At 46.5% G+C, this 24,512-nt stretch carries 18 protein-coding genes and 5 tRNA genes; 20 read left to right on the plus strand and 3 right to left on the minus strand.

The genetic code is table 11. The annotated features are described in order from the left end of the window. The first annotated feature begins 241 nt into the window (after positions 1 to 241). From BC792_RS17455 to BC792_RS17465, 3 genes are all read left to right on the plus strand, one after another. Positions 242 to 1,780 carry a TlpA family protein disulfide reductase gene (locus BC792_RS17455; RefSeq protein ID WP_148910311.1) on the plus strand — a complete coding sequence of 513 codons (1,539 nt, stop codon included), beginning with the start codon at positions 242 to 244 and terminating at the stop codon, positions 1,778 to 1,780. 114 nt (positions 1,781 to 1,894) lie between these two features. After that, a complete protein-coding gene (locus BC792_RS17460; protein WP_148910312.1) occupies positions 1,895 to 5,161 on the plus strand; it encodes a SusC/RagA family TonB-linked outer membrane protein in 3,267 nt (1,088 codons plus the stop codon). Between the two features lie 8 nt (positions 5,162 to 5,169). Further along, positions 5,170 to 6,543, plus strand: a complete 1,374-nt coding sequence (locus tag BC792_RS17465; RefSeq protein ID WP_148910313.1) for a RagB/SusD family nutrient uptake outer membrane protein — start codon at positions 5,170 to 5,172, stop codon at positions 6,541 to 6,543. A gap of 28 nt (positions 6,544 to 6,571) precedes the next feature. On the opposite strand, the gene BC792_RS17470 is transcribed toward BC792_RS17465, so the two are convergent. Both BC792_RS17470 and BC792_RS17475 read right to left on the minus strand, forming a co-directional pair. After that, positions 6,572 to 6,886: a hypothetical protein gene (locus BC792_RS17470; protein ID WP_148910314.1), complete on the minus strand. Its 315-nt coding sequence runs from the start codon at positions 6,884 to 6,886 to the stop codon at positions 6,572 to 6,574. A 122-nt stretch (positions 6,887 to 7,008) separates the two neighbouring features. Beyond that, entirely contained in the window at positions 7,009 to 7,608 is a 600-nt protein-coding gene (locus BC792_RS17475; RefSeq protein WP_148910315.1) for a MauE/DoxX family redox-associated membrane protein, read from the minus strand. A gap of 521 nt (positions 7,609 to 8,129) precedes the next feature. Here BC792_RS17475 and BC792_RS17480 point away from each other — a divergent pair. The 3 genes from BC792_RS17480 to BC792_RS17490 are packed head-to-tail and all read left to right on the plus strand — an operon-like array spanning position 8,130 to position 9,288. Further along, positions 8,130 to 8,456 (plus strand): TolC family protein, encoded by a 327-nt coding sequence (locus BC792_RS17480; RefSeq protein ID WP_148910316.1) that lies wholly within the window; start codon positions 8,130 to 8,132, stop codon positions 8,454 to 8,456. 8 nt (positions 8,457 to 8,464) lie between these two features. Then, the gene (locus tag BC792_RS17485) at positions 8,465 to 8,749 is read left to right on the plus strand and encodes an ATP-binding protein (protein WP_482240270.1); all 285 of its coding nucleotides are present in this window, start codon (positions 8,465 to 8,467) and stop codon (positions 8,747 to 8,749) included. A 29-nt stretch (positions 8,750 to 8,778) separates the two neighbouring features. Next, positions 8,779 to 9,288 carry a hypothetical protein gene (locus tag BC792_RS17490; protein WP_148910318.1) on the plus strand — a complete coding sequence of 170 codons (510 nt, stop codon included), beginning with the start codon at positions 8,779 to 8,781 and terminating at the stop codon, positions 9,286 to 9,288. A 12-nt stretch (positions 9,289 to 9,300) separates the two neighbouring features. On the opposite strand, the gene BC792_RS17495 is transcribed toward BC792_RS17490, so the two are convergent. After that, entirely contained in the window at positions 9,301 to 10,461 is a 1,161-nt protein-coding gene (locus BC792_RS17495; RefSeq protein ID WP_148910319.1) for a BamA/TamA family outer membrane protein, read from the minus strand. A gap of 306 nt (positions 10,462 to 10,767) precedes the next feature. Between BC792_RS17495 and BC792_RS17500 the strand changes: the two genes are divergently transcribed. The 14 genes from BC792_RS17500 (at position 10,768) to rpoC (ending at position 24,293) form a co-directional block, all read left to right on the plus strand. Continuing rightward, a tRNA-Thr gene (locus BC792_RS17500) sits at positions 10,768 to 10,840 on the plus strand. A 26-nt stretch (positions 10,841 to 10,866) separates the two neighbouring features. Further along, a tRNA-Tyr gene (locus tag BC792_RS17505) sits at positions 10,867 to 10,947 on the plus strand. A 52-nt stretch (positions 10,948 to 10,999) separates the two neighbouring features. After that, positions 11,000 to 11,072 (plus strand) — tRNA-Gly (locus BC792_RS17510). Positions 11,073 to 11,164: 92 nt separating this feature from the next. Further along, positions 11,165 to 11,236 (plus strand) — tRNA-Thr (locus BC792_RS17515). A 75-nt stretch (positions 11,237 to 11,311) separates the two neighbouring features. Beyond that, positions 11,312 to 12,499 (plus strand): elongation factor Tu, encoded by a 1,188-nt coding sequence (tuf, locus tag BC792_RS17520; protein WP_148910320.1) that lies wholly within the window; start codon positions 11,312 to 11,314, stop codon positions 12,497 to 12,499. A 260-nt stretch (positions 12,500 to 12,759) separates the two neighbouring features. Then, positions 12,760 to 12,830, plus strand: a tRNA-Trp gene (locus BC792_RS17525). A 24-nt stretch (positions 12,831 to 12,854) separates the two neighbouring features. Next, complete coding sequence (gene secE, locus BC792_RS17530) at positions 12,855 to 13,049, plus strand: preprotein translocase subunit SecE (protein ID WP_148910321.1); 195 nt, start codon at positions 12,855 to 12,857, stop codon at positions 13,047 to 13,049. 17 nt (positions 13,050 to 13,066) lie between these two features. Continuing rightward, a complete protein-coding gene (gene nusG / locus BC792_RS17535; protein WP_148910322.1) occupies positions 13,067 to 13,612 on the plus strand; it encodes a transcription termination/antitermination protein NusG in 546 nt (181 codons plus the stop codon). Positions 13,613 to 13,827: 215 nt separating this feature from the next. After that, entirely contained in the window at positions 13,828 to 14,271 is a 444-nt protein-coding gene (gene rplK / locus BC792_RS17540) for a 50S ribosomal protein L11 (RefSeq protein WP_148910323.1), read from the plus strand. Between the two features lie 22 nt (positions 14,272 to 14,293). Continuing rightward, positions 14,294 to 14,992, plus strand: a complete 699-nt coding sequence (rplA, locus tag BC792_RS17545; protein WP_148910324.1) for a 50S ribosomal protein L1 — start codon at positions 14,294 to 14,296, stop codon at positions 14,990 to 14,992. 2 nt (positions 14,993 to 14,994) lie between these two features. After that, positions 14,995 to 15,513 carry a 50S ribosomal protein L10 gene (gene rplJ / locus BC792_RS17550; protein WP_148910325.1) on the plus strand — a complete coding sequence of 173 codons (519 nt, stop codon included), beginning with the start codon at positions 14,995 to 14,997 and terminating at the stop codon, positions 15,511 to 15,513. A gap of 75 nt (positions 15,514 to 15,588) precedes the next feature. Continuing rightward, positions 15,589 to 15,966 carry a 50S ribosomal protein L7/L12 gene (rplL, locus tag BC792_RS17555; protein ID WP_002992785.1) on the plus strand — a complete coding sequence of 126 codons (378 nt, stop codon included), beginning with the start codon at positions 15,589 to 15,591 and terminating at the stop codon, positions 15,964 to 15,966. A gap of 162 nt (positions 15,967 to 16,128) precedes the next feature. Then, complete coding sequence (gene rpoB, locus BC792_RS17560; protein ID WP_148910326.1) at positions 16,129 to 19,938, plus strand: DNA-directed RNA polymerase subunit beta; 3,810 nt, start codon at positions 16,129 to 16,131, stop codon at positions 19,936 to 19,938. A 77-nt stretch (positions 19,939 to 20,015) separates the two neighbouring features. Then, complete coding sequence (rpoC, locus tag BC792_RS17565) at positions 20,016 to 24,293, plus strand: DNA-directed RNA polymerase subunit beta' (RefSeq protein WP_148910327.1); 4,278 nt, start codon at positions 20,016 to 20,018, stop codon at positions 24,291 to 24,293. Positions 24,294 to 24,512 lie beyond the last annotated feature (219 nt).

Here is a 24,512-nt window from a genome sequence, read left to right on the forward strand (position 1 = left end):
TCCATAAAGGACGTCGCCCACCTATGTTTTTTGCTTTACCGGCCTCTTAAAACCAAATATGCACCAATGTTTATTTAGGTTAATTGACTCGGTAATGACATTTTTATTCTAGCACTATAAAAATACTTTTTCCGTTTCAATACTCCAAATGGATTTTGGCGATATTTTCCTTTTCGTAGTGAAAGGGAGAGGTCGGTTTTTGGTTTAATTTGATTACTAACCCTTTAACCGATTTAAATAAATGACGTATTTTTACGCAAAGGGGAGCCCTATGCCTTTTTTTGAACGGCTCTCTAAATCTAAAAACAGGCATGTTTCATTGCCCGTAGAGCAGCAGGAGGCCTTCGCTTCTTCGGCCGGTATGCGGTCGTTCTCCAGATCTGCTTCGGGATTCCTTCGAGGCTTGTTCGACACTTGTTCGACTGGGCTTCGACAGTTGTTCGGCAAGTCTTCGGCAGCGGGTCGAAGAGCAGCCGAAGCGCTCCCGAAGGATAGCCGAAGCTGTCCCGAAGCGGTCTCGAACGCCAGTCGAAGCGGTCTCGAAGACCACCCGAACAGCGGAGCAGAAAGCGACAAATTTTTGCACCGCCGGCCCCATATATCTCCGGTAGGTTTTAAGTACTCCTTAAGTACTGATGAAGTACTATTTACGCAACCGTTGCGTAAGCCAAAAAAGAGCAGGTTAATGTACCCTGAGTGTACAGCGAGTGTACGGGGAGTGTACGGGAAAGGTACCGAAAAGGTACTAAAAAGGTACTGGAGAGATACTACGGAGGTACGGGGAAGCTACGGGAGAGGTACCACAGAGGTACGGCGGAGCTACCGGATACCTACGACGGGGCTACATGCGTTTTGTACATCCGCGGTAAGCTGCCCTGCGAGCGAACGCAAAAGAATGGTACGGTTTTCGTTGAAGAGTTTGCTTTTTAAGGCAACGAAGAACAAAGTAGTCTTCGCTTACGGGCTACTTTGGTTTTCAGGTATTTTATCTTCCCTGATGGTCTTGAAGAACATAAGAATCCTTTCTTTTGGATTCTTATGTGTCATGTTGTTTAGTCTACCTATGGCCTGGGCGCAGTCCGCGGAAACGCGGGCTGCCGAAAGGCAAACTTCTGATTTTTTTCTGACACTGGGCGATGAAAGGTGGCCAATGGACTCTCTGGTGACACGTCGTTTCGATCAAGCTCTTACAGATCAGCATATCGCAAACAAAACGGTTGAAAACATTGAAGACTACCCCATATACTGGCACAAGGTTGTGCCGGAAAGGATTCCCCGTCTGGTGGTGGGAGAGATCATTCCTGAAGAGATATTGAACCTTCCGTTCCGTGTGGTAAATGATTCACTGGGGCGACAGTATCTAACACTAAAGGAGCTGTCAGACACAAAATTCGTTGTGCTCGATTTTTGGGCCCGATGGTGCAGTCCGTGTCTCGAATCGATAGCCAAATGGGAAGGTTTGCACACGTCAATACGCGATGATATCAGCGTATTGGGCGTGAATATAGATTTCGATTTTTGGGCCGCTCTGTATGCCGACGACCGACAATGGAAAAACACGCAGGTGATCGGGCAGGCGGGGTATTTCTTCGCGCAGTATTTTCTGGGAGAAGTGGTGGTAGGCCCGTCTGTCTGGATAAAGGATGGTAGATTTTTCGGTGTCACAAAGGCCAGGCAAGACTCTCACGGCTATATCGCCGATCTTCTCGATGGGCGAATTGACGAACTCCCAACAGAGACACGTAGCCCTTTGGGGTATCCGGGGATAGAATCTCATTAAGACGTATACATTCAGCGGTGCTTATGTATGCTCTGGCAATAGAGGCTCTTCCGTCTTTAAAAAAGCCGACATAAGCATCCTGCTAAAGACTAATTAAAGTTAACTGTTTGCAAAATGAAACACCTATTCACCGTGCACCGGTCCCGCAGAGGCTGGCCGTTTGCACTGTTATTTAATATTCTGTTGGCAATATCGCTTCTGCTGCCAACCCTCCTATATGCACAACCGCAGAATAAGATCCTGCACGGCGTGGTCCGTTCCGCGAATGATAGTTCGCTGATTGCTGGCGCATCGGTTTCCATACAAAATGAGAAAGGTACGGCTATTACGGATCGTTATGGCAGGTTTAGCGTCCCCGTTGGTAAAGAGCAGGGCATCCTTGTTGTCAGCTACGTAGGTTATGAGCAGAAAAAAACGGCGTATACCTACTCCACAGATCTTTTGGAAATAGCGCTGGCTCCTGCTGATAACACCCTCGAACAGGTTGAGGTGGTTAGTACGGGTTATAATACTGTTCCAAAGGAGCGTGCTACGGGCGCCTTCGAGGTGATCGGTAAAAATGTGATGAACCAGTCGTTTTCTCCCGATATGCTCGAAAGATTGGAAGGGGCAACGGGCGCTATTGCTTTTGACCGTCGCACCGCCGGCTTTACAGAGAATGCGAACGAGCGGCTGAGCCTTCGCCTGCGCGGGCTAAGTACAATTATGAGCGACTCCCAACCCTTGGTGATCGTAAACAACTTTCCTTTTGAGGGCAACCTTGCCGACATAAATCCAAACGACATCGAGCGTATTGTCCTGTTAAAAGATGCGGCATCAGCAGCCATCTGGGGTGCAAAGTCTGGCAACGGCGTCCTGGTTATTCAACTAAAGGAGGCGGCTACCGATGGGAAAAGCTCGGTTGATTTTACATGGTCCGGCCGCATAGGAGAACGGCCGAATCTTATGGATAGCCGCCGCTTTGTCAGTAGCAGTGAGTTCATTGCGTTGGAAAGAAATCTATTTGAAAGGGGCTACTATCGAGATGCTCCGACCATCGTAGTGTCGCCCGTGGTGCACATGCTGTTCCAGCAACAGCGCGGAGAAATCGCTGTGGACGAACTGGAGAGGCGGCTGGCGGCGCTCGAAAAAAACGATATCCGCAGAGAGGCTGCCGACCATTTGTATCGCCCCTCGTTTAACAACAGCTTAAACTTATCGGTGCGACAAGGCGGTTCCAACCATGCTTATATGGCTTCTCTGGGATACGACGCGCAAAACGCTACCACGGTAGGGGATAACGAAAAACGCCTGACATTGCGTATAGACAACAGCGTGAAGATTACACCGCGCTTAGATGCGAAGCTCGCTTTGGACTATGTGCATCGGAACACCGGGGATAACGGTGTCTCCATGTATGACCAATCTGGCATGGTGCCGTCGGGTAAGATTGCCATCTACCCCTATGCCTCCCTCTTTACAGATGATGGTTCGGAAACAGGGATCGCGAAAGGATTGAGTTATAGCTATGTGGAGAGCTTCCAGCAGGAGACCGGGCGCGACTGGATGTTCAGGCCGCTACAGGAGCTGGCGCTGCGCAATAATGTTTCCGCATCCACCGGAATCCGTCTGTTCTCGACCATGGGGTACAAAATTTTGGAGAACGTGAAGGCATCGGTTCATTACAACTACAACTTTAATGGAGCAAATACGACCGAGATCTACGCGAAAGACAGCTACTTCACCAGAAATCTGGTTAATAGGTTCATGCAGAGCGATGGTAAAACGGTAGTTCCCGATGGCGACATCCGGCAGTTTCGGCCTAACAGCCAGCGGAGGCATGCTTTACGGGCTCAGGTTGACTATACGGATACCTACTATGACCGGCTGCATCTAAGCGGGCTCGCGGGAGCGGAGGTGAGCCAACTGACAGAACTATATGAGCCCATGCAAATTATATACGGCTTCGATGAAGATACATACGTGGGGACGGCGATACTGGACTACGAGCGGTTTTTCCCCATACGTCCGCAGGGTAGCCAGCGCATACCATCGCCGGGTGCTCGCGTCACCCAGCGCAGGGACAGGTTTGTTTCGTACTATGGATTGGCGTCGCTGGACTGGGACCGGAAATATATTCTATCGGGTAGCCTGCGGTGGGACGCGTCTAATCTGTTCGGAGTAAAGACCAATCAGAAAGGTGTTCCGTTGTGGTCTTTGGGAGCCAGTTGGTTGTTATCTAACGAGCGCTTCATGAGCGGTTCTCCTTTTGATCTGCTAAAGCTGCGGGCAACGATAGGCGAAAATGGCAATGTGAATAAGAATGCAACAGCATATCCCACCGGTACATTCGCGACCAATACCATTACGCGTCTGCCGGAGGCTCTTTTGCGGACGGCCGGTAATCCGCAACTAAAATGGGAAAGGGTCAGATCATATAACCTTGGGCTTGACTTCGGCCTTTTTAACAATAAAATCAAGGGAAGCCTGGAATGGTATCAGAAAAATAGCTACGACCTTATCGGTTATCATAACGCAGATCCGACTACCGGCCTGAATCCTACGTCGGGAGGAGTAAGGGAACTTGTCAACTACGGCAAGTTCCGGACCAAAGGTATTGATATCGTGCTGGGAGGGCAAAACAGGCTTTTCCATTCCTTACAATGGTCTGCCGACCTGAGGGTGAGCCGCTCCGCAAACCGCGTGCTTGATTACGAAGTCACCCCATTGACGATAGATGAGTATTTCCAATATATTGTGCCGGCTGTGGCCGGCCGTTCCCGGGATATTATGTATGCCTTCCCGTGGTATGGCCTCGACCCGCAAACTGGTTCGCCGCTGATTATGGTCGACGGGCAGCTGGGAACTACATATGGGACAAACGTGTCTAACTTTGATGTAGAAAACCTTGTTCATGTCGGCAATTCTGTGCCGCTGTGGAACGGTACCTTCCGTAACGGGTTTGCATGGAGAGACTTCTCATTGAACATATTGCTGTTGTGGAAAGGAGGCTTTGTCTTCCGCAGGCCTTCAGTTGATTATGCGTCCCTGTTTGAATCATGGGGGATGCACGAAGACTATATGAACAGGTGGAGAAAACCCGGTGACGAAAATTATACCTCCGTGCCCTCGCTCCCCGAAGAGCTGGACCGGAATAGGGCAAGCTATTACCGGAACTCCGAAGTGCTGATCGAACCGGGCGATCACATCCGGCTGCAGAACATCAACCTTGGATATAGGTTGGGATTGAAGTCGACAAAGATCAGGGTGGACGTTCAGCTTATTGCGGAGAACTTGGGCATACTATGGAGAAAGAATAAGGTCGGCCTTGATCCTGATTATTTTTTGCAGCATTATCTCCCGTCGAGGAGCTTTTCACTGGGGTTACGGACACAATTTTAAGTTAAACAATGAACAAGATATTACTTTTTACCTTTTGTTTCTGCAGCCTGTTTATTGCAGGTTGCGCAGAGCGATTTCTGGATGAAAAATCTGAGAAAAGTCTGGTGATCTTCACCAAGCTGACGGAGTTTGAGTCGCTGATGGATCGGCTATCGGTCATGAACCAGATGACCAGTCAGGAGTTAGCCATATTATCTCTTGACGATTATTATCTCTTACCGACGGATTGGCAGCTTCTGGCATCCTCAATCCAACGGAATGCGTACGTATGGAATAGCGAAATTTTTGAGGGAGAGTGGTCGAGAGATTGGAATAATGGCTATGAGCGCATATTTTACGCGAATATAGCGTTGGAAGGCCTGGCAAAGATGACACCTGCCGAGAAAGAAGAAAAACTGTGGGGAGAGGTAAAAGGGCGCGCCCTTTTCCACAGGGCGTGGAACCATTATAGCATTATGCTGCTTTTCGGCGAATATACCGGCAGTCTTGAGGTCGACGGTACTGGAGTTCCTCTTAGGCGTGAATCGGATATCAATATACCGGTTACCCGGAGTACACTGAAGGACACGTATCAATTCATACTGAGCGATCTACAGGAGAGTCTCCGCGTGATTGGAGATGACGTTTACAACCCTGAAAGGCCTTCGAAGTGCGCTGTTTTGATGTTGCTTTCGAAGATTTATCTCTATCAGCAGGATTACGTAAGGGCGTGGGAATATGCACAACAGGCACTTGCCGTTAACAATAAATTGATCGACTTCAACACGCTTGACGTTACCCCCGTGCAGGTATTCCCGATTTATGGCGCAGGCAATCCCGAGATCGTGTTCAACGCCTGGTTGCCTGCGTTGCCGGCACTGGCGCAAACGAGGGCCTGTATGGACGAGTCACTCTACGAACTGTACGATGACAACGACCTCCGTAAACAGGCCTATTTTATGCGGAATCCACAGAACGGGAGGCTGAACTTTAAAGGCAGTTACGTGGGTTATGCTCTCCCTTTCTCGGGTTTGTCTATCAATGAGCTTTATCTTATAGCAATGGAGGCTGCCTGCCGGATAGGTAGACAGGAGGAGAGTCTAAACTTGTATAACAGGCTGCGGTCACACCGGTTTAGCGCGGAATCCTACACGCCGGTGCAGAACGTTGGTCGGGAAGAACTGTTGACAATGATTCTTGAAGAGAAGAGAAGGGAACTGGTGATGCGAGCCTCTAGATGGGAGGATCTCAAAAGACTGAATAGAAGCGGTGAATGGTCTTACGAATTGAGCAGGGATATTAATGGACAACGCTACGTCCTTCCGCCGAACGATAAAAGGTACATTTTTCCGATCCCTCAGTACGTCATCGACAAATCGAATATCGAACAAAACCCCCGATAAGGTGTATCCTTATCGAGGGTTTGCCGTACTAGTCTCTATAAGCTTCGTCTAGTACATTGTGGTTCGCCTCGGCTTCGGCAACCGTTGATGGAAAAGGCTGGCCGTCCTCAAGCTCGATCTGAATCGCACACATATTGGCGGTTTTTTGTGTGCTGCAATCAGCTGTAGGATCATCGCTAGGTGGCGTCTCCAACGGCGTTGATGACACGATCTGGCCGTTGTTGACTTCATACCGGTTGCTTTGCTGGGCTTCGCTTCCGATCTTAAACGCCGAGAACCCGACTATAGTTGCCATGGCTACGATGGCCATGGCGTTCTTCTGAAGAATTGATGTAATTTTCATATAATGGCCTTTTTTTTACGCTTAAAAAAAGTTTACCGCAAAAAACGCTATGTTTTACGTTTGTGGGCTGCGCCGTTGCTTTTACGAGGCTGCGCAGCCTGTTGTAACCTCGGTGGCATTTTCTACGGCAACGCCACAAACGTATAATTTAGGTTTACGCGTACCGGCCTGCCCGGGAAGGGCGCAAACTTCTTTGGAAAGCGTTTTCTGAGGATGATTATGGCGTGGTACACCGCCACTGCCCTCAGCGGCACGTGACGGCGGAATCCTATGGCGGCCCTGGGGCGTCCCCGCCCGCTCATGGAGATGGGTGGGCCGGTGGTATACCTGCCCACGATAGACAGGCCGAGGAGCCCGAGGTTGACCGCCAGATGCCATGTCCAGGACAGCCCGCTAAACACCGACGCGCATCCGCACGGACGCTGCACATACAAGCCGGCGACACCCAGGCCTATGTAGATCGTGAAGATAAGCAGCAGCAGGGCGGACAGCAGGAAGGCCGGGCGCCGGCGCTGCAGCACAAAGAGCATGGCGATGCCCAGCTCGGCCAGCGGCAGGCTCCAGTACAGCACATCGGCCCACCAGTCCGGGAAGGGCTGCCGCAGCAAGGCCGCCCGAAACCGTGCCGGCGCCCAGAGCTTGTCCAGCGACACATACAGCCAGAACATCGTCAGAAATGTGCTGATGCAGAAGGAGGCGATATGTTTTGCTTTCGTTTTCATTCCCAGTTGTTTTTACCAAAGTTCGGGATGGTTATTGACGGATTTCTGCCTGCTAGAACAGGCTATTTTCGACATAATTCAGCCGGATAGAAGATATTTCCATGCTTTTTGCATTGTATTGCGCGAAATTCCCAGGAAGTCGGCTTGCTCCTGTTGGGGGGGGCTGCCGTAAATTTTACCTTCCCATAGTAAAAGGAGGGCGGATCTGTCAGTCGGGTGAAATAGGCGATCCGGCCCGGGTCATTTTTAAGTATATCAGCAAAACGACGATTGATGGACAAAATGTGCCGTTTGGATATCTTGAAATACAGAATTAGAAGAGATAATCTGGTTTAATCTCATCAGATCGCTAACGTTTTAACTGGCAATGCGATCTCGGATACGCTCCCTCAAGATGTTCACCGGCGTACACCGGATGTCCGTAATCGGACATTTTCTGTTTTTGGTCTTTCTTAGTTTGCTGTGATACAGCTTGTTGTTGTTTTGGCACGTGCTGTGGATAAGGCAGTAAAACATTATGGATGAAAGACGTTGTTAGATTTTATTTATTGTTTATAGTTTGCGCCATGGCCGCCGCTCCGGTCAGCGGGCAGGCTTTGCATCCACTGTCGCTTGCCGAGTGTATTGAGCGGGCGGTTAAAAACAATCCTACGTTACGCCGTTCCGAACTGAACCTCTCCCGGAATCAGATAAACTACGCGCAGGCACAGTACAACCGGCTACCCTCCCTCAACGGAAACGTTGCCCATTCCTACAATCAGGGAAGAAGCATCAACAGTACCACGAACCAGTTTGTTGACAATAGTTACTTTTCGGGCAACCAGTCAATCTCGTTGAGCAGGCCCTGATCAATTTACTGCTTAACGCGATCGAGGCGGTAAGGGAAAGTCCGGTCCCCTATATCAGCATGGCCGGTGTGAGGCGCGACGGAAATGTGTTAATCAAGGTGCAGGATAACGGAAGAGGGATGTCGCCGGATATACAGGAACAGATTTTTACGCCTTTCTTTACCACCAAAAAGGCCGGCAGCGGTGTCGGACTGACACTTAGCAAGCAGATTATGCTTTTACATAAGGGTAACCTCTTTGTCGAAAGCAGCGAGGGAAAAGGGAGTACATTTATTCTGCAGTTCCCGTCGTAAGAGGTTCCGAAAAGCGTTAAGTTTGTAAGATGAGGTACATTTGGGATCTGGTGAAACACTTTTGGCTATCGAACAGCCGGCACGGCACGCATTCGCCGTTCGTGTATAAACTTGCTGATCAGGCGATCTATCGGCCGTACGCTGTGCCCGACAACGCGGTGGCTTTCCCCGAGCAGCCTCCGGTTTGCTATGTTGCTATGCTGCGGAGGATCCTGATTGTCATGGACATCGCCCGGATCGAACGTTGGACGCCGGGAAGCGAGGCGCCGGCAATTTGGTGCGATCTGCTGACCGCGTCCGCGGAAGAGCTGCTGCTATGTGTGCGACGGGGAAGCGTTGTCGTGGTGCACGAGCCGATGAAAAGCAGGGCTGTGAGAAGAAAATGGCAGGTGCTCGTAAGCGATCCGGATGTTGTTGTTTCCATTAACCTCTTCCATTTTGGCGTCATCTTACACCGTGAGGGGCAGCGAAAAGAACACTTCCTGTTGCGTTACCCGTATTGGCAACGTAATCCGGATGGGCGCAGGCGAGGAAACTAAAAGCAGGCGGTATCAAAAGGCTTCGCTGATGCTTAGGTAAAAGCCGGATTGCCGCTTTTCCCCCGGACGCTGCTCTCCAAAGGCATAGTCAAAGCGGATCGTGCTATTATGTTCTAGGCTAAAGAAATACCGGATACCTGCACCAAAGCTCGGGACCAGCCGGAGATCGTGTTTTTCGGAGAACGTACCCCCGGTTCCCGCAAAGCCGACAACGCCGAAGCGGGGCATGAAGCGGTAGCGGAGTTCGGCCTGTGCTGTAGCATAGTTCTTATCCTTGTAACGTCCCAGGTAATAGCCGCGCATGCTCATGTCTCCCCCAAGATCGCGGTAGGTGTAGAACGGTACATCTTTTCCGAAGGTACCCCTATAAAGCACCTGGCCGGCCAGCGTAAGCGGACGGGACAGCTTCCAGAAACTGCGGATATCAGCTTCCCATTGGCTTCCCGAAAAATTGTCTCCTCCCCAAAAGCCGGGGGCGTAAGCATATTTCAACCGGGCGTACATGCCTGCGGTTGTATAGGTCGTATTATTCCGGGTGTCAAAAAGGGTTGATACGCCGAGTGCCAGGTAACGTCCGCCCGTCTGTCCAATAACGTCTGGCCGATCAAATATGCCGCCGGGTTCGCGATCTTCGAACTTAAAGTGTTCGAAGTTGGCGTTGACACCCGCATATAGATTCGGGGCGACCTTTTTTTCGACATCGATCTTCGCACGCACCAGCTGTTGTTCAAGGAAATCTTCGTCTGCAAGCCATGTGTCGGATCCAAGGCCGTAAAAATTAAAAGGCCAGTCCCTGTAGCGTAGCTCGGACAGGATATGATAGTCGTTGTTTTTCGTCCATATATCCGTTAACAATTTGATGTTCTTTTGCTGTTTGGTGGTTAGCGTCCCAATGAGGGTGATATTGGAGGTACGGCTGTTCATATCCGCCTTGTCCAGGTAAAAGTTGTAGGTTCCCGCTAACCCGTATTCTAAGCCGGACTCCTGCGCATATCCCACTGCAGGAAGCACGATCAGGCTGCCTGCTCGTGTAGAATCCGTTTCGGAAGAAAGAAATTTCCTGATCGTTTTCCTTATCAGGTTGTCTTCTTGTGCGCGGCTTAAAAAGGGGAGTAGGAGACCGGAGAAAAAGGTAAATAAAAATATAAAATGGAATGTGTTTTTAAATCTCATAAATATTAGACGTAAACGCGCTGTCAAAATGCGGTGCAAGATGTAAATTATTTCCTTGCTTATCAAGTATATGGTTAAAACGCCGGTTTTTTTTTGCGAAATATTTTTGAAGTTTCGGTTGTATGGCTATCTTTGCATCATCAAAATCAAACACGGTTATGTGGTTTGAAGTGATAGAAGAAGTTCTTTAACACGATAAAAAAAGTTTTTAAAAAACTTGCAAATATCAAAACTAAGTTAGATTTTTGCACTCGCTATCTGAAATGATAGAAGTTCTTAGAGAGAGTTTTTTAAAATCTAAATATTGCCTCTTTAGCTCAGCTGGTAGAGCAACTGACTTGTAATCAGTAGGTCATTGGTTCGATCCCGATAAGAGGCTCAAAATGCAAAGAAATTTGCAGGTTTGGAGGGGTTCCAGAGCGGTCAAATGGGACGGACTGTAAATCCGTTGCTTCGGCTTCGAAGGTTCGAATCCTTCTCCCTCCACACTAAAAAAATGTTCGGTTTTCACTTGCCTTTGGAGGGTGTTCGGACACAAGCGGAAGTAGCTCAATTGGTAGAGCGATAGCCTTCCAAGCTATAGGTTGCGGGTTCGAGACCCGTCTTCCGCTCAACTTTTTAACATTTGATTTAAGTCTCTGTCTTTTTGGTGAAATTATCTAAAATAAGGTGGAGGCATTAATCTGTAGATAAGCTTTTAAAAGCCGAAGTAGCTCAGGGGTAGAGCACTTCCTTGGTAAGGAAGAGGTCGTGGGTTCAAATCCCATCTTTGGCTCGTAAGACAAAAAGTTTTTTACTTTTGTATAAGGATTAAATAAGAAATATTTTATAATTACTAATTCGCATAAACATGGCAAAAGAGAAATTTGACCGTAGTAAACCGCACTTAAACATTGGTACTATCGGTCACGTTGACCACGGTAAAACAACTACTACAGCTGCTATCACTAAAGTATTAGCTGATAAAGGTTTGTCAGAAGCTCGTTCATTTGATTCAATTGACTCAGCTCCTGAAGAAAAAGAGCGTGGTATCACAATCAACACAGCGCACGTAGAATACCAAACAGCTAATCGTCACTATGCACACGTTGACTGTCCTGGTCACGCTGACTACGTTAAAAACATGGTTACAGGTGCTGCACAGATGGACGGTGCTATCATCGTAGTTGCTGCTACTGATGGTCCTATGCCTCAAACTCGTGAGCACATTCTTTTGGCTCGTCAGGTAGGTGTTCCTGCGTTGGTAGTATTCTTGAACAAAGTTGACTTAGTTGACGACCAAGAGTTGTTAGACTTAGTTGAGATGGAAGTTCGTGAGTTATTGTCATTCTATGAATTCCCTGGTGATGACATTCCTGTAATCAAAGGTTCTGCTTTAGGAGCATTGAACGGTGAGCCAGAGTGGGTTGAGAAAATTATGGAGTTGATGGATGCTGTTGATAACTACATTCCAATTCCTCCACGTTTGACTGATCTTCCTTTCTTGATGCCGATCGAAGACGTATTCTCTATCACTGGTCGTGGTACTGTTGCAACAGGACGTATCGAGCGTGGTGTGATCAACTCTGGTGATCCAGTTGAGATCTTGGGTATGGGTGCTGAGAACTTGAAGTCTACAGTAACTGGTGTGGAAATGTTCCGTAAAATCTTAGATTACGGTGAAGCTGGTGACAACGTAGGTCTATTGTTACGTGGTATTGAGAAAACTGATATCCGTCGTGGTATGGTTATCTGTAAACCAGGTACAGTAACTCCTCACACAGATTTCAAAGCTGAGGTTTACGTATTGTCAAAAGCTGAAGGTGGTCGTCACACGCCGTTCTTCAACAAATACCGTCCTCAATTCTACTTCCGTACAACGGACGTAACAGGTGAAATTTCTTTACCAGAAGGAACTGAGATGGTTATGCCAGGTGATAACGTTACAATCACTGTTAAGTTGATCAACGCTATCGCTATGGAGAAAGGTCTACGTTTCGCTATCCGTGAAGGTGGTAGAACAGTAGGTGCCGGTCAGGTAACTGAAATCTTAGCGTAATCGTTTAGATTATTCTAACTATAAAAGAAACAAGCTAATTAGCATCTGCTGATTAGCTTGTTTTTTCTAATCGGGACGTTGAACGCTATGCGGTAAGACGGGCTGTTCATCCTAGGAGCGGGAGTGATTTTCAAGCAACTGTTATATAAGTGCGGGTAGAGATTAGGTGTGTTGTTTGTGCTTCCGCTATTAAAAAAAAGATAAATATTATTTGCTCCAATACCGCGTAAACGCTATATTTGCAGCAGTAAAAAAATTACACGGGCATAGTTTAAAGGTAGAACGAAGGTCTCCAAAACCTTTGGTCTGGGTTCGAGTCCTGGTGCCCGTGCTAAATAATTTAGGTAAACTAAAAATGGCTAAAGTACTTGATTTTTTTAAAGACTCTTATGTCGAAGTTACAGAGAAAGTGACTTGGCCTACCTGGTCTCAGTTGCAGAACTCGGCGGTAGTAGTACTTGTGGCATCCGTTCTGATTGCATTGGTAATTTTTGTGATGGATAAAGCGTCAAGTAATCTATTAGAGTTATTGTACGGAATTACTTCCTAATTTATCAGTAAATTTTTATGGCAGATCAATCGTTAAAATGGTATGTAGTTCGTGCCGTTAGTGGAAAAGAGAAGAAGGTCAAACAATATATAGAGGCTGAAGTAAACCGTTTGGGGATTCAACATTTGGTGCCTCAGGTGTTGATACCGATGGAGAAGTACTACCAGATGCGCGATGGGAAGAAGGTGGCGAAGGAACGTAATTACTATCCTGGCTATGTATTGATGGAAGCTGCGTTGGATGGAGAGATTGAGCATGCTATAAAAAATTTAAATAGTGTTATCGGTTTTCTTGGAGATAAAGCGGGTAACGCGATTCCATTGCGTCCTGCAGAAGTTAACCGGATCTTAGGTAAGGTTGATGAAATGGCCGAACAGGGAGAAAGCATGAATGTGCCTTACTATGTCGGCGAGACCGTGAAAGTAAACGATGGTCCTTTCAACGGATTTACCGGTGAGATCGAAGAAGTTCACGAAGATAAAAAGAAGCTAACGGTTATGGTGAAGGTGTTCGGTCGAAAGACGCCACTGGAACTAAACTATATGCAGGTAGAGAAAGAATAAAGAAGAAGCTCCAAAAAGGAGCTTTTTTTATTTATACCCACCCTGTCAGCGGAACAAAAAAATATTTACGAATCTTTTTGTTGGTAATAGAAATTATATATATCTTTGCACCTCGTTTGGTTGTGTAGTTTAACTAGATGGCCGGCGAGACAATAAATGTTACGTTAATGCTTCCAACTTACTAACAAACATTTAACAATTAAATTCAAAACAAAATGGCAAAAGAAGTCAGTGCGTTAGTAAAATTACAAGTAAAGGGCGGTGCTGCAAATCCATCTCCTCCGGTAGGACCTGCATTAGGTGCTAAAGGTGTGAATATCATGGATTTCTGTAAGCAGTTTAACGCCCGTACGCAAGACAAACCAGGGCAAGTATTGCCTGTTGTCATTACAGTTTACAGTGACAAATCGTTCGATTTTATTATCAAGACTCCTCCTGTAGCGGTACAGTTGAAAGACGCTGCTAAAGTAAAGAGCGGGTCTGGCGAGCCGAACCGTAAAAAGGTTGCTTCTGTTACATGGGAGCAAGTGGAGGCTATCGCGAAAGATAAGATGCCTGATTTGAACGCATTTACTGTAGAGGCTGCTATGAAAATGGTAGCTGGGACAGCACGTAGTATGGGTATTACCGTTTCCGGTAACGCTCCTTGGAACAATTAATTAACGAAATCAGTTTAAGAAAGTGGCTAGATTAACAAAAAATCAAAAAGCGGCACTATCCAAAATTGAAGCTGGTAAGGCGTACTCTTTGCAAGAAGCAGCTGCTTTGGTAAAAGAGATTACTACGACTAAGTTTGATGCTTCTGTGGATATCGACGTTCGTTTAGGCGTGGATCCCCGTAAAGCTAACCAAATGGTTCGTGGTATTGCGACATTACCTCACGGGACCGGTAAGACGGTTCGCGTTTTAGTATTGTGTACTCCTGATAAGGAAGAAGAGGCTAAGGCAGCGGGCGCTGATTACGTAGGTCTTGATGACTACATCAGCAAAATCGAAGGTGGTTGGACTGACGTTGATATCATTATTACTATGCCTAGCGTTATGGCTAAAGTGGGTAAATTGGGACGTATTTTAGGTCCTAGAAACTTGATGCCTAACCCGAAAACTGGTACAGTAACTACAGAAGTAGGTAAAGCTGTAACCGATGTTAAAGGCGGTAAAATTGATTTCAAAGTCGACAAAACAGGGATCATCCATACTTCAGTGGGTAAAGTGTCGTTCTCTGCAGATAAGATTTACGAAAACGCGTTGGAAGTATTACAAACACTTGCACGCCTTAAACCATCTGCAGCAAAGGGAACATACTTTAAGAGTATTCACATCTCTTCAACAATGAGTCCTGGTATTCATGTTGAAACTAAATCAGTAGCGGGAATTTAATCATGAGAAAAGAAGAAAAACAAGAAATTGTTCAAGCTTTGGCCGAACAGATTAAATCTTACGGTAATTTCTATATTACTGACACTGCTGATTTAACTGTTGAAAAGGTGAATAACATCCGTCGTAAGTGTTTCGAACAAGGTATCGCTATTCAGGTAGCTAAAAACACCTTGATCGAGAAAGCGCTTATCGAAGCTGGTATTGATTCGGAAGAGTTGCGTGGCGTGCTTAAAGGTGCTTCTACGTTAATGTTTTCTGAAACAGGAAATGCTCCTGCGAAGTTGATCAAACAGTTGCGTAAAGAGGGTGATAAACCTATTCTAAAGGCAGCTTATATTCAAGAAACAGCTTTCGTAGGCGATAACCAACTGAATGCATTAATTACGCTTAAATCTAAGGAAGAGCTTATTGCAGACGTTATCGCGGCACTTCAATCTCCAGCGAAGAATGTTATTTCTGCACTTCAGTCAGGTGGAAATACAATTTCAGGATTAGTAAAAGCTTTAGAAGAAAGAGGATAACGGGCACCTCTATAAAAGAAGGTTCGTGCATTAATTAAACATTATCATTAAGTACATTCAAAAATTCAAAATAAAATGGCAGATTTAAAACAACTTGCTGAACAGTTAGTAAACTTAACAGTAAAAGAAGTTAAAGAATTAGCTGATATCCTAAAAGACGAGTATGGTATCGAGCCTGCTGCTGCAGCTGTTGCAGTTGCTGCTGCTCCTGCTGAAGGTGGCGCTGCTGCTGCTGAAGAGAAAACTTCATTCGACGTTATCTTGAAAGAAGCTGGTGGTCAGAAATTAGCAGTAGTTAAATTGGTTAAAGATTTAGCTGGTTTAGGCTTGAAAGAAGCTAAAGATTTAGTAGACGGTGCTCCTAAAGAGTTGAAAGCTGGTGTTTCTAAAGACGAAGCTGAAGCGTTGAAAAAACAATTAGAAGAAGCTGGAGCTGTTGTTGAGATCAAATAATCTCACATATTAAAGCACCTTAAAGGTTTAGACTCTGTCAAAAAATTGACAGAGTCTATTCCTGTTTATATTATTACATGTGTCAAATGGGTGCTGACATTTGGCAAAAACACGATTACAGCATAGTTGGCTCAGTTTTTTTAAACTAAAATTCTTATTCCCTTGGCAAACAATAATATTCAAAACGAAAGAGTAAATTTTGCTACAAGTAAGAAGGTAATTGATTACCCGGATTTCTTGGACGTGCAATTGCAATCTTTCAAGGAGTTTTTTCAATTAGAAACTACTTCTGACAATCGCCATCAGGAAGGGCTGTTCAAGGTTTTCGCGGAAAACTTCCCTATTTCTGATTCAAGAAACATCTTTGTGCTGGAGTTTTTGGATTATTTTATCGATCCGCCACGCTACGATATTCAAGAGTGTATCGAGCGCGGACTGACTTACAGCGTACCTTTGAAGGCAAAGTTGAAGTTATCTTGTAATGACGAGGAACACGAAGATTTCGAAACCATTGTTCAGGATGTGTACTTGGGTACAATTCCTTACATGACACCGAAAGGTACCTTTGTTATCAATGGTGCTGAGCGTGTCATCGTTTCTCAGTTACACCGTTCTCCTGGTGTGTTTTTCGGTCAGAGTAGACACACAAATGGTACTAAACTTTATTCTGCAAGGGTAATTCCTTTTAAAGGATCTTGGATCGAGTTTGCGACAGACGTTAACAACGTGATGTATGCGTATATCGACCGTAAGAAGAAATTCCCAGTTACTACTTTATTACGTGCGATCGGATATGATTCGGATAAAGATATCCTCGAGCTGTTCGATCTTGCAGATGAGGTAAAGGTAAGTAAGTCTGGTCTTAAAAAGTATGTTGGTCGTCGTCTGGCGGCGAGGGTGCTTAAAAAATGGATCGAAGATTTTGTAGATGAGGATACTGGTGAGGTGGTATCTATCGATCGAAATGAAATTATTTTAGAACGTGAAACTGTTTTAGAAGAAGATCACATTGATTTGATCATCGACGCAGGTGTGAAATCGATCATACTTGCCAAAGAAGATGCGTCAAACAATGCTGACTACTCTATTATATATAATACTTTACAGAAGGATACGTCAAACTCTGAAAAGGAAGCTGTAGAGCATATCTATCGTCAGCTTCGTAACGCAGAACCACCAGATGAGGAAACCGCACGGGGTATCATTGATCGCTTGTTCTTCTCCGATAAACGTTACGATTTAGGAGATGTAGGTCGTTACCGTATCAATCGTAAGCTTGGATTGGATACGGCGGATGATATCAAAGTGTTAACAAGGGAGGACATCATCGCGATCGTTAAGTACCTCATTAACTTGATCAACTCGAAGGCAGAAGTCGATGATATTGACCACTTGTCTAACCGTCGTGTACGTACGGTAGGCGAGCAGCTATACGCACAGTTCGGTGTCGGCCTTTCGCGGATGGCACGTACTATCCGTGAGCGGATGAACATTCGGGATAACGAGGTGTTTACGCCGACAGATTTGATCAACGCACGTACTTTGTCTTCTGTCATTAACTCGTTCTTTGGAACGAACCAATTGTCTCAGTTCATGGATCAAACCAATCCATTGGCAGAGATTACGCATAAACGCCGTCTGTCGGCTTTAGGACCTGGAGGTCTTTCGCGCGAGCGGGCCGGGTTCGAGGTTCGTGACGTGCACTATACGCACTACGGACGTCTATGTACGATCGAGACACCGGAAGGTCCAAACATCGGTTTGATCTCCTCGTTGGCGGTACACGCAAAAATCAACCACTTAGGCTTTATCGAAACGCCGTACCGTAAGGTGAGAGATGGTAAGGTAGTGGTCGACGAGCCGGTAGTCTATCTTTCTGCCGAGGACGAAGATGATAAAACGATTGCGCAGGCTAATGCCCAATACGACGATCAGGGTAACTTCCTGGATCCGAAAGTAAAAGCGAGATACGAGGGTGACTTCCCGATTATCGAGCCCGAGCGCTTAGATTATATGGACGTTGCTCCAAACCAGATTACGTCGATCGCAGCGTCGTTGATTCCCTTCCTGGAGCACGATGATGCCAACCGTGCTTTGATGGGATCGAACATGCAGCGTCAAGCTGTGCCGTTGTTACGCCCTAGTGCACCGATCGTAGGAACAGGACTGGAAGCGCGTGTTGCGTCCGATTCGCGTACGTTGATCAATGCCGAAGGCGATGGTGTGGTAGAATACGTTGACGCCAATGAGATCAAAATCCGTTACGAACGGTCAGAGGACGAACGTCTGGTATCCTTCGATGACGATATTAAAACATATAGGCTGACGAAGTTCAAGAAAACGAACCAGAATACGTGTATAAACTTAAAGCCTATCGTCAGGAAGGGACAGAAGGTTTCCAAAGGAGAGGTTCTTTGTGAAGGTTATGCCACCGAAAATGGCGAGTTGGCATTAGGACGTAACCTGAAGGTTGCTTTCATGCCTTGGCAAGGTTACAACTTCGAGGATGCGATCGTAATTTCCGAGCGTGTTGTATCGCAGGATTTATTCACTTCGCTTCATATTGAGGAGTTTGAGCTGGAAGTCCGCGATACAAAACGTGGTGAAGAAGAGTTGACTGCTGATATCCCGAACGTATCGGAAGAGGCTACCAAGGATCTTGACGAAAACGGTATTATCCGTATCGGTGCAGAAGTCAATGGCGGCGATATCCTGATCGGTAAGATTACCCCTAAAGGTGAGTCTGATCCGTCACCTGAAGAGAAGCTTCTACGGGCCATCTTCGGTGATAAAGCGGGCGACGTGAAGGATGCATCGTTGAAAGCGTCTCCTTCACTGAAAGGCGTTGTGATCGATACGAAACTTTTTTCCCGTGCGAAGAAGATGTCCAAAGAAGTGGAACGGAAAGCATTGGAGAAATTAGAGGTTGCGCACGACAAAGCCGTCAAAGCGTTAAAAGATCGCTTGGTGGAGAAGTTGTTCTCGATAGTCAACGGTAAAACCAGCCAAGGTGTGTACAATGTATACAAAGAGCTGTTGGTACCAAAAGGCGCGAAGTTTACGCAGAAGATTTTAGCAGACCTCGATTATACGCACATTAATCCTGCTGGCTGGACTACAGACGAGGACAAGAACGAGTTGATAAAACTGGCGCTCCACTACTATAATATTAAAGTTAACGAGGAGCTAGGAGCCTTTAAGCGGGAGAAATTTGCTATCTCTGTCGGAGATGAGCTACCTTCCGGTATCGTTCAGATGGCCAAGGTATACGTAGCGAAGAAACGGAAATTGCGTGTAGGGGATAAGATGGCTGGCCGTCACGGTAACAAAGGTATTGTGGCACGTATCGTTCGCGATGAGGATATGCCATTCCTGGAAGACGGAACACCGGTCGACATCGTATTAAACCCTCTAGGTGTACCGTCGCGGATGAACTTAGGTCAGATCTACGAAACTGTATTGGGTTGGGCCGGACAAAAGCTCGGTGTTAAATTTGCGACACCTATCTTCGACGGAGCCGAGATGGATGAAGTGGAAGAGTGGATCGCAAAAGCAGGGCTACCTGCATCTGGTAGAACGTACCTATACAATGGTCTGACTGGCGAACGCTTCGATCAGCCTACAACTGTCGGTGTGATCTATATGCTGAAATTAGGCCACATGGTCGACGATAAGATGCACGCTCGTTCGATAGGACCATACTCGCTAATTACACAGCAACCTCTTGGTGGTAAAGCGCAGTTTGGTGGTCAGCGTTTCGGAGAGATGGAGGTTTGGGCGCTAGAAGCATTTGGTGCATCCAACATCCTTCAGGAAATCTTAACCGTGAAATCGGATGACGTGGTTGGCCGTGCGAAGACTTACGAGGCTATTGTGAAAGGTAACAACCTTCCAACGCCATCGGTGCCTGAATCGTTCAACGTATTGGTACACGAGTTACGTGGTCTAGGTTTAGATATCACATTGGATTAAATCAAGCGAAAGCTTCAGAGGCAGCTGCGCAGCCGCCTCTGAAGCCCGTTACATACAGCTTTAACTTTTTATAAAGTATGTCTTACAAAAAAGATAATAAAATCAAAAGTAACTTCACATCGATTACGATTAGCTTGGCATCTCCGGAAACTATTTTGGAACGCTCAAGCGGAGAGGTTACAAAACCGGAGACGATTAACTATCGTACCTATAAGCCAGAACGTGATGGTTTATTCTGTGAGCGTATTTTCGGCCCTGTAAAGGACTATGAATGTCACTGTGGTAAATATAAGCGTATCCGCTATAAGGGAATTGTCTGTGATCGTTGTGGCGTCGAAGTTACGGAGAAGAAGGTGCGCCGCGAACGTATGGGACACATCAACTTGGTGGTTCCGGTAGCGCACATTTGGTATTTCCGCTCCCTTCCAAATAAAATTGGATACCTGTTAGGTCTTCCTACGAAGAAACTAGATATGATCATCTACTACGAAAGATATGTGGTTATTCAGCCAGGTATCAAAGAAGAGGATGGCATCTCATTCATGGATTTCTTAACGGAAGAAGAATATCTAGATATTTTAGATACTTTACCAAAAGAAAATCAATACCTCGATGACACCGATCCACAGAAGTTTGTGGCAAAAATGGGTGCCGAGGCGTTAGAGGATCTCCTGAAGCGGATTGATCTGGATCAGCTTTCCTATGACCTACGTCATCAGGCAGCGAACGAGACATCTCAGCAACGTAAAAACGAGGCGTTGAAACGCCTACATGTTGTGGAGGCATTCCGTAGTGCCAACGACCGTATAGAAAATCGTCCAGAGTGGATGATCGTAAAGATCGTTCCGATTATTCCGCCCGAATTGCGTCCATTGGTACCTTTGGACGGTGGTCGTTTCGCGACTTCGGATTTGAACGACTTATACCGTCGTGTGATTATCCGTAACAACCGTTTGAAACGTCTGATCGAAATCAAAGCGCCTGAAGTCATCTTACGTAACGAAAAACGTATGCTTCAAGAAGCGGTAGACTCTTTGTTTGACAACTCGCGTAAAGTGAACGCTGTTAAGACAGAAGGTAACCGTGCGCTGAAATCGCTTTCCGATATTTTGAAAGGTAAGCAGGGCCGTTTCCGTCAGAACTTACTTGGTAAACGTGTGGATTACTCGGCACGTTCGGTAATTGTCGTAGGTCCTCACCTAAAGTTACACGAGTGTGGTCTTCCTAAAGATATGGCGGCTGAACTTTACAAACCGTTCATCATTCGCAAGATGATCGAGAGAGGTATCGTGAAGACCGTGAAGTCTGCAAAGAAAATCGTTGACCGCAAGGATCCGGTCGTGTGGGATATCTTGGAGAATGTACTGAAAGGGCATCCGGTGCTATTAAACCGTGCACCTACGCTACACCGTCTAGGTATTCAGGCTTTCCAGCCAACGTTGGTTGAGGGTAAGGCTATCCAGTTGCACCCTTTAGTGTGTACGGCCTTCAACGCCGACTTTGACGGTGACCAGATGGCGGTGCATTTACCGCTTGGAAATGCAGCGATTTTAGAGGCCCAGATCTTAATGTTGGCTTCGCACAACATCCTTAACCCTGCCAACGGTTCGCCCGTAACGGTACCTTCGCAGGACATGGTATTGGGACTTTACTATATCACAAAAGGCCGGAAGTCTACCGACGACCATAAAGTCCGCGGAGAGGGCATGACGTTCTATTCGCCAGAAGAGGTAATTATTGCCTTGAATGAGAATAAAATTGATCTGCACGCCTATATCAAGGTTAAAACCAAAACAAAAAATAAAGAAGGCCAGATTGTTGATGCGATCATCGAAACAACGGTAGGTCGGGTTATTTTTAACCAGATCGTTCCAGAAGAGATGGGCTTTATCAACGAGCTATTGACAAAGAAATCACTACGTAATGTCATTGGCGAGATTGTGAAGAATACGGGAATGGCCCGTGCTGCACAGTTCTTGGATGACATGAAGGAGCTTGGATTCCAGACGGCGTTTAAAGGCGGTCTGTCATTCAACCTGCAGGATTTGAATATTCCGGCTGCGAAAGCAGACCTGATTACCCAGGCGACCAACGAAGTGGAAGAAGTAATGAACAACTATAACATGGGTTTCATTACGAATAACGAGCGTTATAATCAGATTATCGACATCTGGACGCGTATCAACAATAAGTTGACGGCGCACGTTATGGATATCCTTTCGAACGACAACCAGGGATTCAACTCGGTTTACATGATGCTGGATTCAGGTGCCCGTGGATCGAAGGAGCAGATTCGTCAGCTTTGTGGTATGCGGGGACTGATGGCCAAACCGCAGAAGTCAGGTACTTCGGGTGGAGAAATCATCGAGAACCCGATTTTGTCGAACTTCAAAGAAGGTCTATCGGTATTGGAGTACTTCATTTCGACTCACGGTGCGCGTAAAGGTCTTGCCGATACGGCGTTAAAAACGGCGGATGCGGGTTACCTAACACGTCGTCTACACGATGTTGCCCAAGATATGATTGTTGTCGAGGAGGACTGTGGTACCTTAAGAGGTATTTACAAAACGGCCCTTCGTGAGAACGACGATATCGTTGAGCCGTTGTACGACAGAATCTTGGGACGTACGCCATTGAACGACGTTCTGCATCCCGAAACTGGTGAAGTTATTGTGGCAGCAAACGGCGATATTACGGAGGAGATTGCCGAAGAAATCGAAAGAGCAGGTATCGAAGGTGTAGAAATCCGCTCGGTGTTGACCTGTGAGTCTAAACGTGGTGTTTGTGCTTGCTGCTACGGGCGGAACCTCGCTTCCGGTAAACGCGTTCAGCTTGGAGAGGCCGTCGGCGTTATTGCTGCGCAATCTGTCGGTGAGCCAGGTACACAGTTGACACTTCGTACGTTCCACGTGGGGGGTACTGCATCCAATATCGCTGCAGACTCAAGCATCGTTGCTAAATACGAAGGTAAGATCGAGTTTGAGAACGTCCGCACGGTGGCAAAAGAAGGCGAAGAGGGACCATACCAGGTTGTTATTGGCCGCTCGGGCGAAATCCGTATCGTAAACGATGAGCGCAAGGTTCTTTACAATCAGATTATTCCGTACGGGGCTAACTTGTACGTCAATGAGGGAGACAAAGTTGAAAAAGGTAAACTCTTGGTCGACTGGGATCCTTATAATGCGGTAATTATCTCTGAATTCGGTGGTAAAATCGAATTCGAAGCAATTATTGAAGGTGTAACATTCCGTGATGAATCGGATGAACAAACCGGTCACAAAGAAAAAGTGATTATCGAGACACGTGATAAAACAAAGAACCCGACAATCAAGATCACCGATCTGGCGGGAGACGTATTGCGTTCTTATAACATCCCGGTGGGTGCACACGTTTCGGTACAAGACGGTCAGAAGATCAAGGAAGGTACAATCTTGGCGAAAATCCCTAGAGCTACAGGTAAAACCCGGGATATCACAGGTGGTCTTCCACGTGTAACCGAGTTATTCGAAGCACGTAATCCTTCCAACCCTGCCGTTGTAACAGAGATTGACGGAGTCGTGACATTGGGTGGCGTGAAACGTGGTAACCGTGAGATTTCGATCGAATCCAGAGATGGACAGATCAAGAAATATCTGGTACCTCTTTCAAAACATATCCTCGTACAGGACAACGACTTTGTAAAAGCCGGTATGCCGTTGTCGGATGGTTCGATTTCACCTTCGGATATCCTTTCCATCAAAGGCCCTGCAGCAGTTCAGGAGTACATTGTGAATGGAATCCAGGAAGTTTACCGTTTACAGGGTGTGAAAATCAACGACAAACACTTTGAAACCATCGTCCACCAGATGATGCAGAAAGTGAATATCGAAGATCCGGGAGATACCCGTTTCTTAGAGAAAGAAGCTGTTAATAAATGGGACTTCATGGAGGAAAACGATTCCTTGTTCGATAAGAAAGTCGTTGTGGACGCCGGTGATTCGAAGACGTTACGTCCGGGACAGATCGTGACGATGCGTAAGCTCCGCGAGGAAAACTCCAGCCTAAGACGTCAGGATCTGAAGACAGTAGAAGTACGTGATGCAATTCCAGCGACTTCCAGTCCGTTGTTGCAAGGTATCACGCGTGCGTCATTGGGTACGAAATCGTTCATCTCGGCGGCTTCTTTCCAAGAGACTACGAAGGTACTTAACGAAGCAGCTATTGCAGGTAAACGTGACGACCTATTGGGCTTGAAAGAAAACGTGATTGTTGGTCACTTGATTCCGTCAGGTACCGGCTTGCGTGAGTACAGCAACATCATCGTAGGTTCCCGTGAAGAGTACGATCAACTGTTAGCTTCGAAAGAAGAAGACTAGTCGTATTAAAATAATACAATAAAAAGAAGGCGTCTAAAAAGGGCGCCTTCTTTGTTTTATTATGGGCTTGTGGTCTGTAATGGTTTTAGGAGATTAGCCTAGGCCGCCAGCGGTTGATATGGGCAATTTATCCATGACTGGTCATAAAATAAGCGGATTATTGTATTTAGGTTCGTCGTTTGGTCCGGAGAAAGTTGTTTCAGGAGTTTTTTCGACCAT

It is taken from the genome of Sphingobacterium allocomposti (assembly GCF_008124885.1).
GTDB lineage: Bacteria > Bacteroidota > Bacteroidia > Sphingobacteriales > Sphingobacteriaceae > Sphingobacterium > Sphingobacterium allocomposti.

Excerpts from the sequence above, each read along its gene's own strand:
- BC792_RS17455 (WP_148910311.1), top strand. The coding sequence starts at position 242 with ATGACGTATTTTTACGCAAAGGGGAGCCCTATGCCTTTTTTTGAACGG.
- BC792_RS17460 (WP_148910312.1), top strand. The coding sequence starts at position 1,895 with ATGAAACACCTATTCACCGTGCACCGGTCCCGCAGAGGCTGGCCGTTT.
- BC792_RS17465 (WP_148910313.1), top strand. The coding sequence starts at position 5,170 with ATGAACAAGATATTACTTTTTACCTTTTGTTTCTGCAGCCTGTTTATT.
- BC792_RS17470 (WP_148910314.1), bottom strand. The coding sequence starts at position 6,886 with ATGAAAATTACATCAATTCTTCAGAAGAACGCCATGGCCATCGTAGCC.
- BC792_RS17475 (WP_148910315.1), bottom strand. The coding sequence starts at position 7,608 with ATGAAAACGAAAGCAAAACATATCGCCTCCTTCTGCATCAGCACATTT.
- BC792_RS17480 (WP_148910316.1), top strand. The coding sequence starts at position 8,130 with ATGAAAGACGTTGTTAGATTTTATTTATTGTTTATAGTTTGCGCCATG.
- BC792_RS17490 (WP_148910318.1), top strand. The coding sequence starts at position 8,779 with ATGAGGTACATTTGGGATCTGGTGAAACACTTTTGGCTATCGAACAGC.
- BC792_RS17495 (WP_148910319.1), bottom strand. The coding sequence starts at position 10,461 with ATGAGATTTAAAAACACATTCCATTTTATATTTTTATTTACCTTTTTC.
- tuf (WP_148910320.1), top strand. The coding sequence starts at position 11,312 with ATGGCAAAAGAGAAATTTGACCGTAGTAAACCGCACTTAAACATTGGT.
- secE (WP_148910321.1), top strand. The coding sequence starts at position 12,855 with ATGGCTAAAGTACTTGATTTTTTTAAAGACTCTTATGTCGAAGTTACA.
- nusG (WP_148910322.1), top strand. The coding sequence starts at position 13,067 with ATGGCAGATCAATCGTTAAAATGGTATGTAGTTCGTGCCGTTAGTGGA.
- rplK (WP_148910323.1), top strand. The coding sequence starts at position 13,828 with ATGGCAAAAGAAGTCAGTGCGTTAGTAAAATTACAAGTAAAGGGCGGT.
- rplJ (WP_148910325.1), top strand. The coding sequence starts at position 14,995 with ATGAGAAAAGAAGAAAAACAAGAAATTGTTCAAGCTTTGGCCGAACAG.
- rplL (WP_002992785.1), top strand. The coding sequence starts at position 15,589 with ATGGCAGATTTAAAACAACTTGCTGAACAGTTAGTAAACTTAACAGTA.
- rpoC (WP_148910327.1), top strand. The coding sequence starts at position 20,016 with ATGTCTTACAAAAAAGATAATAAAATCAAAAGTAACTTCACATCGATT.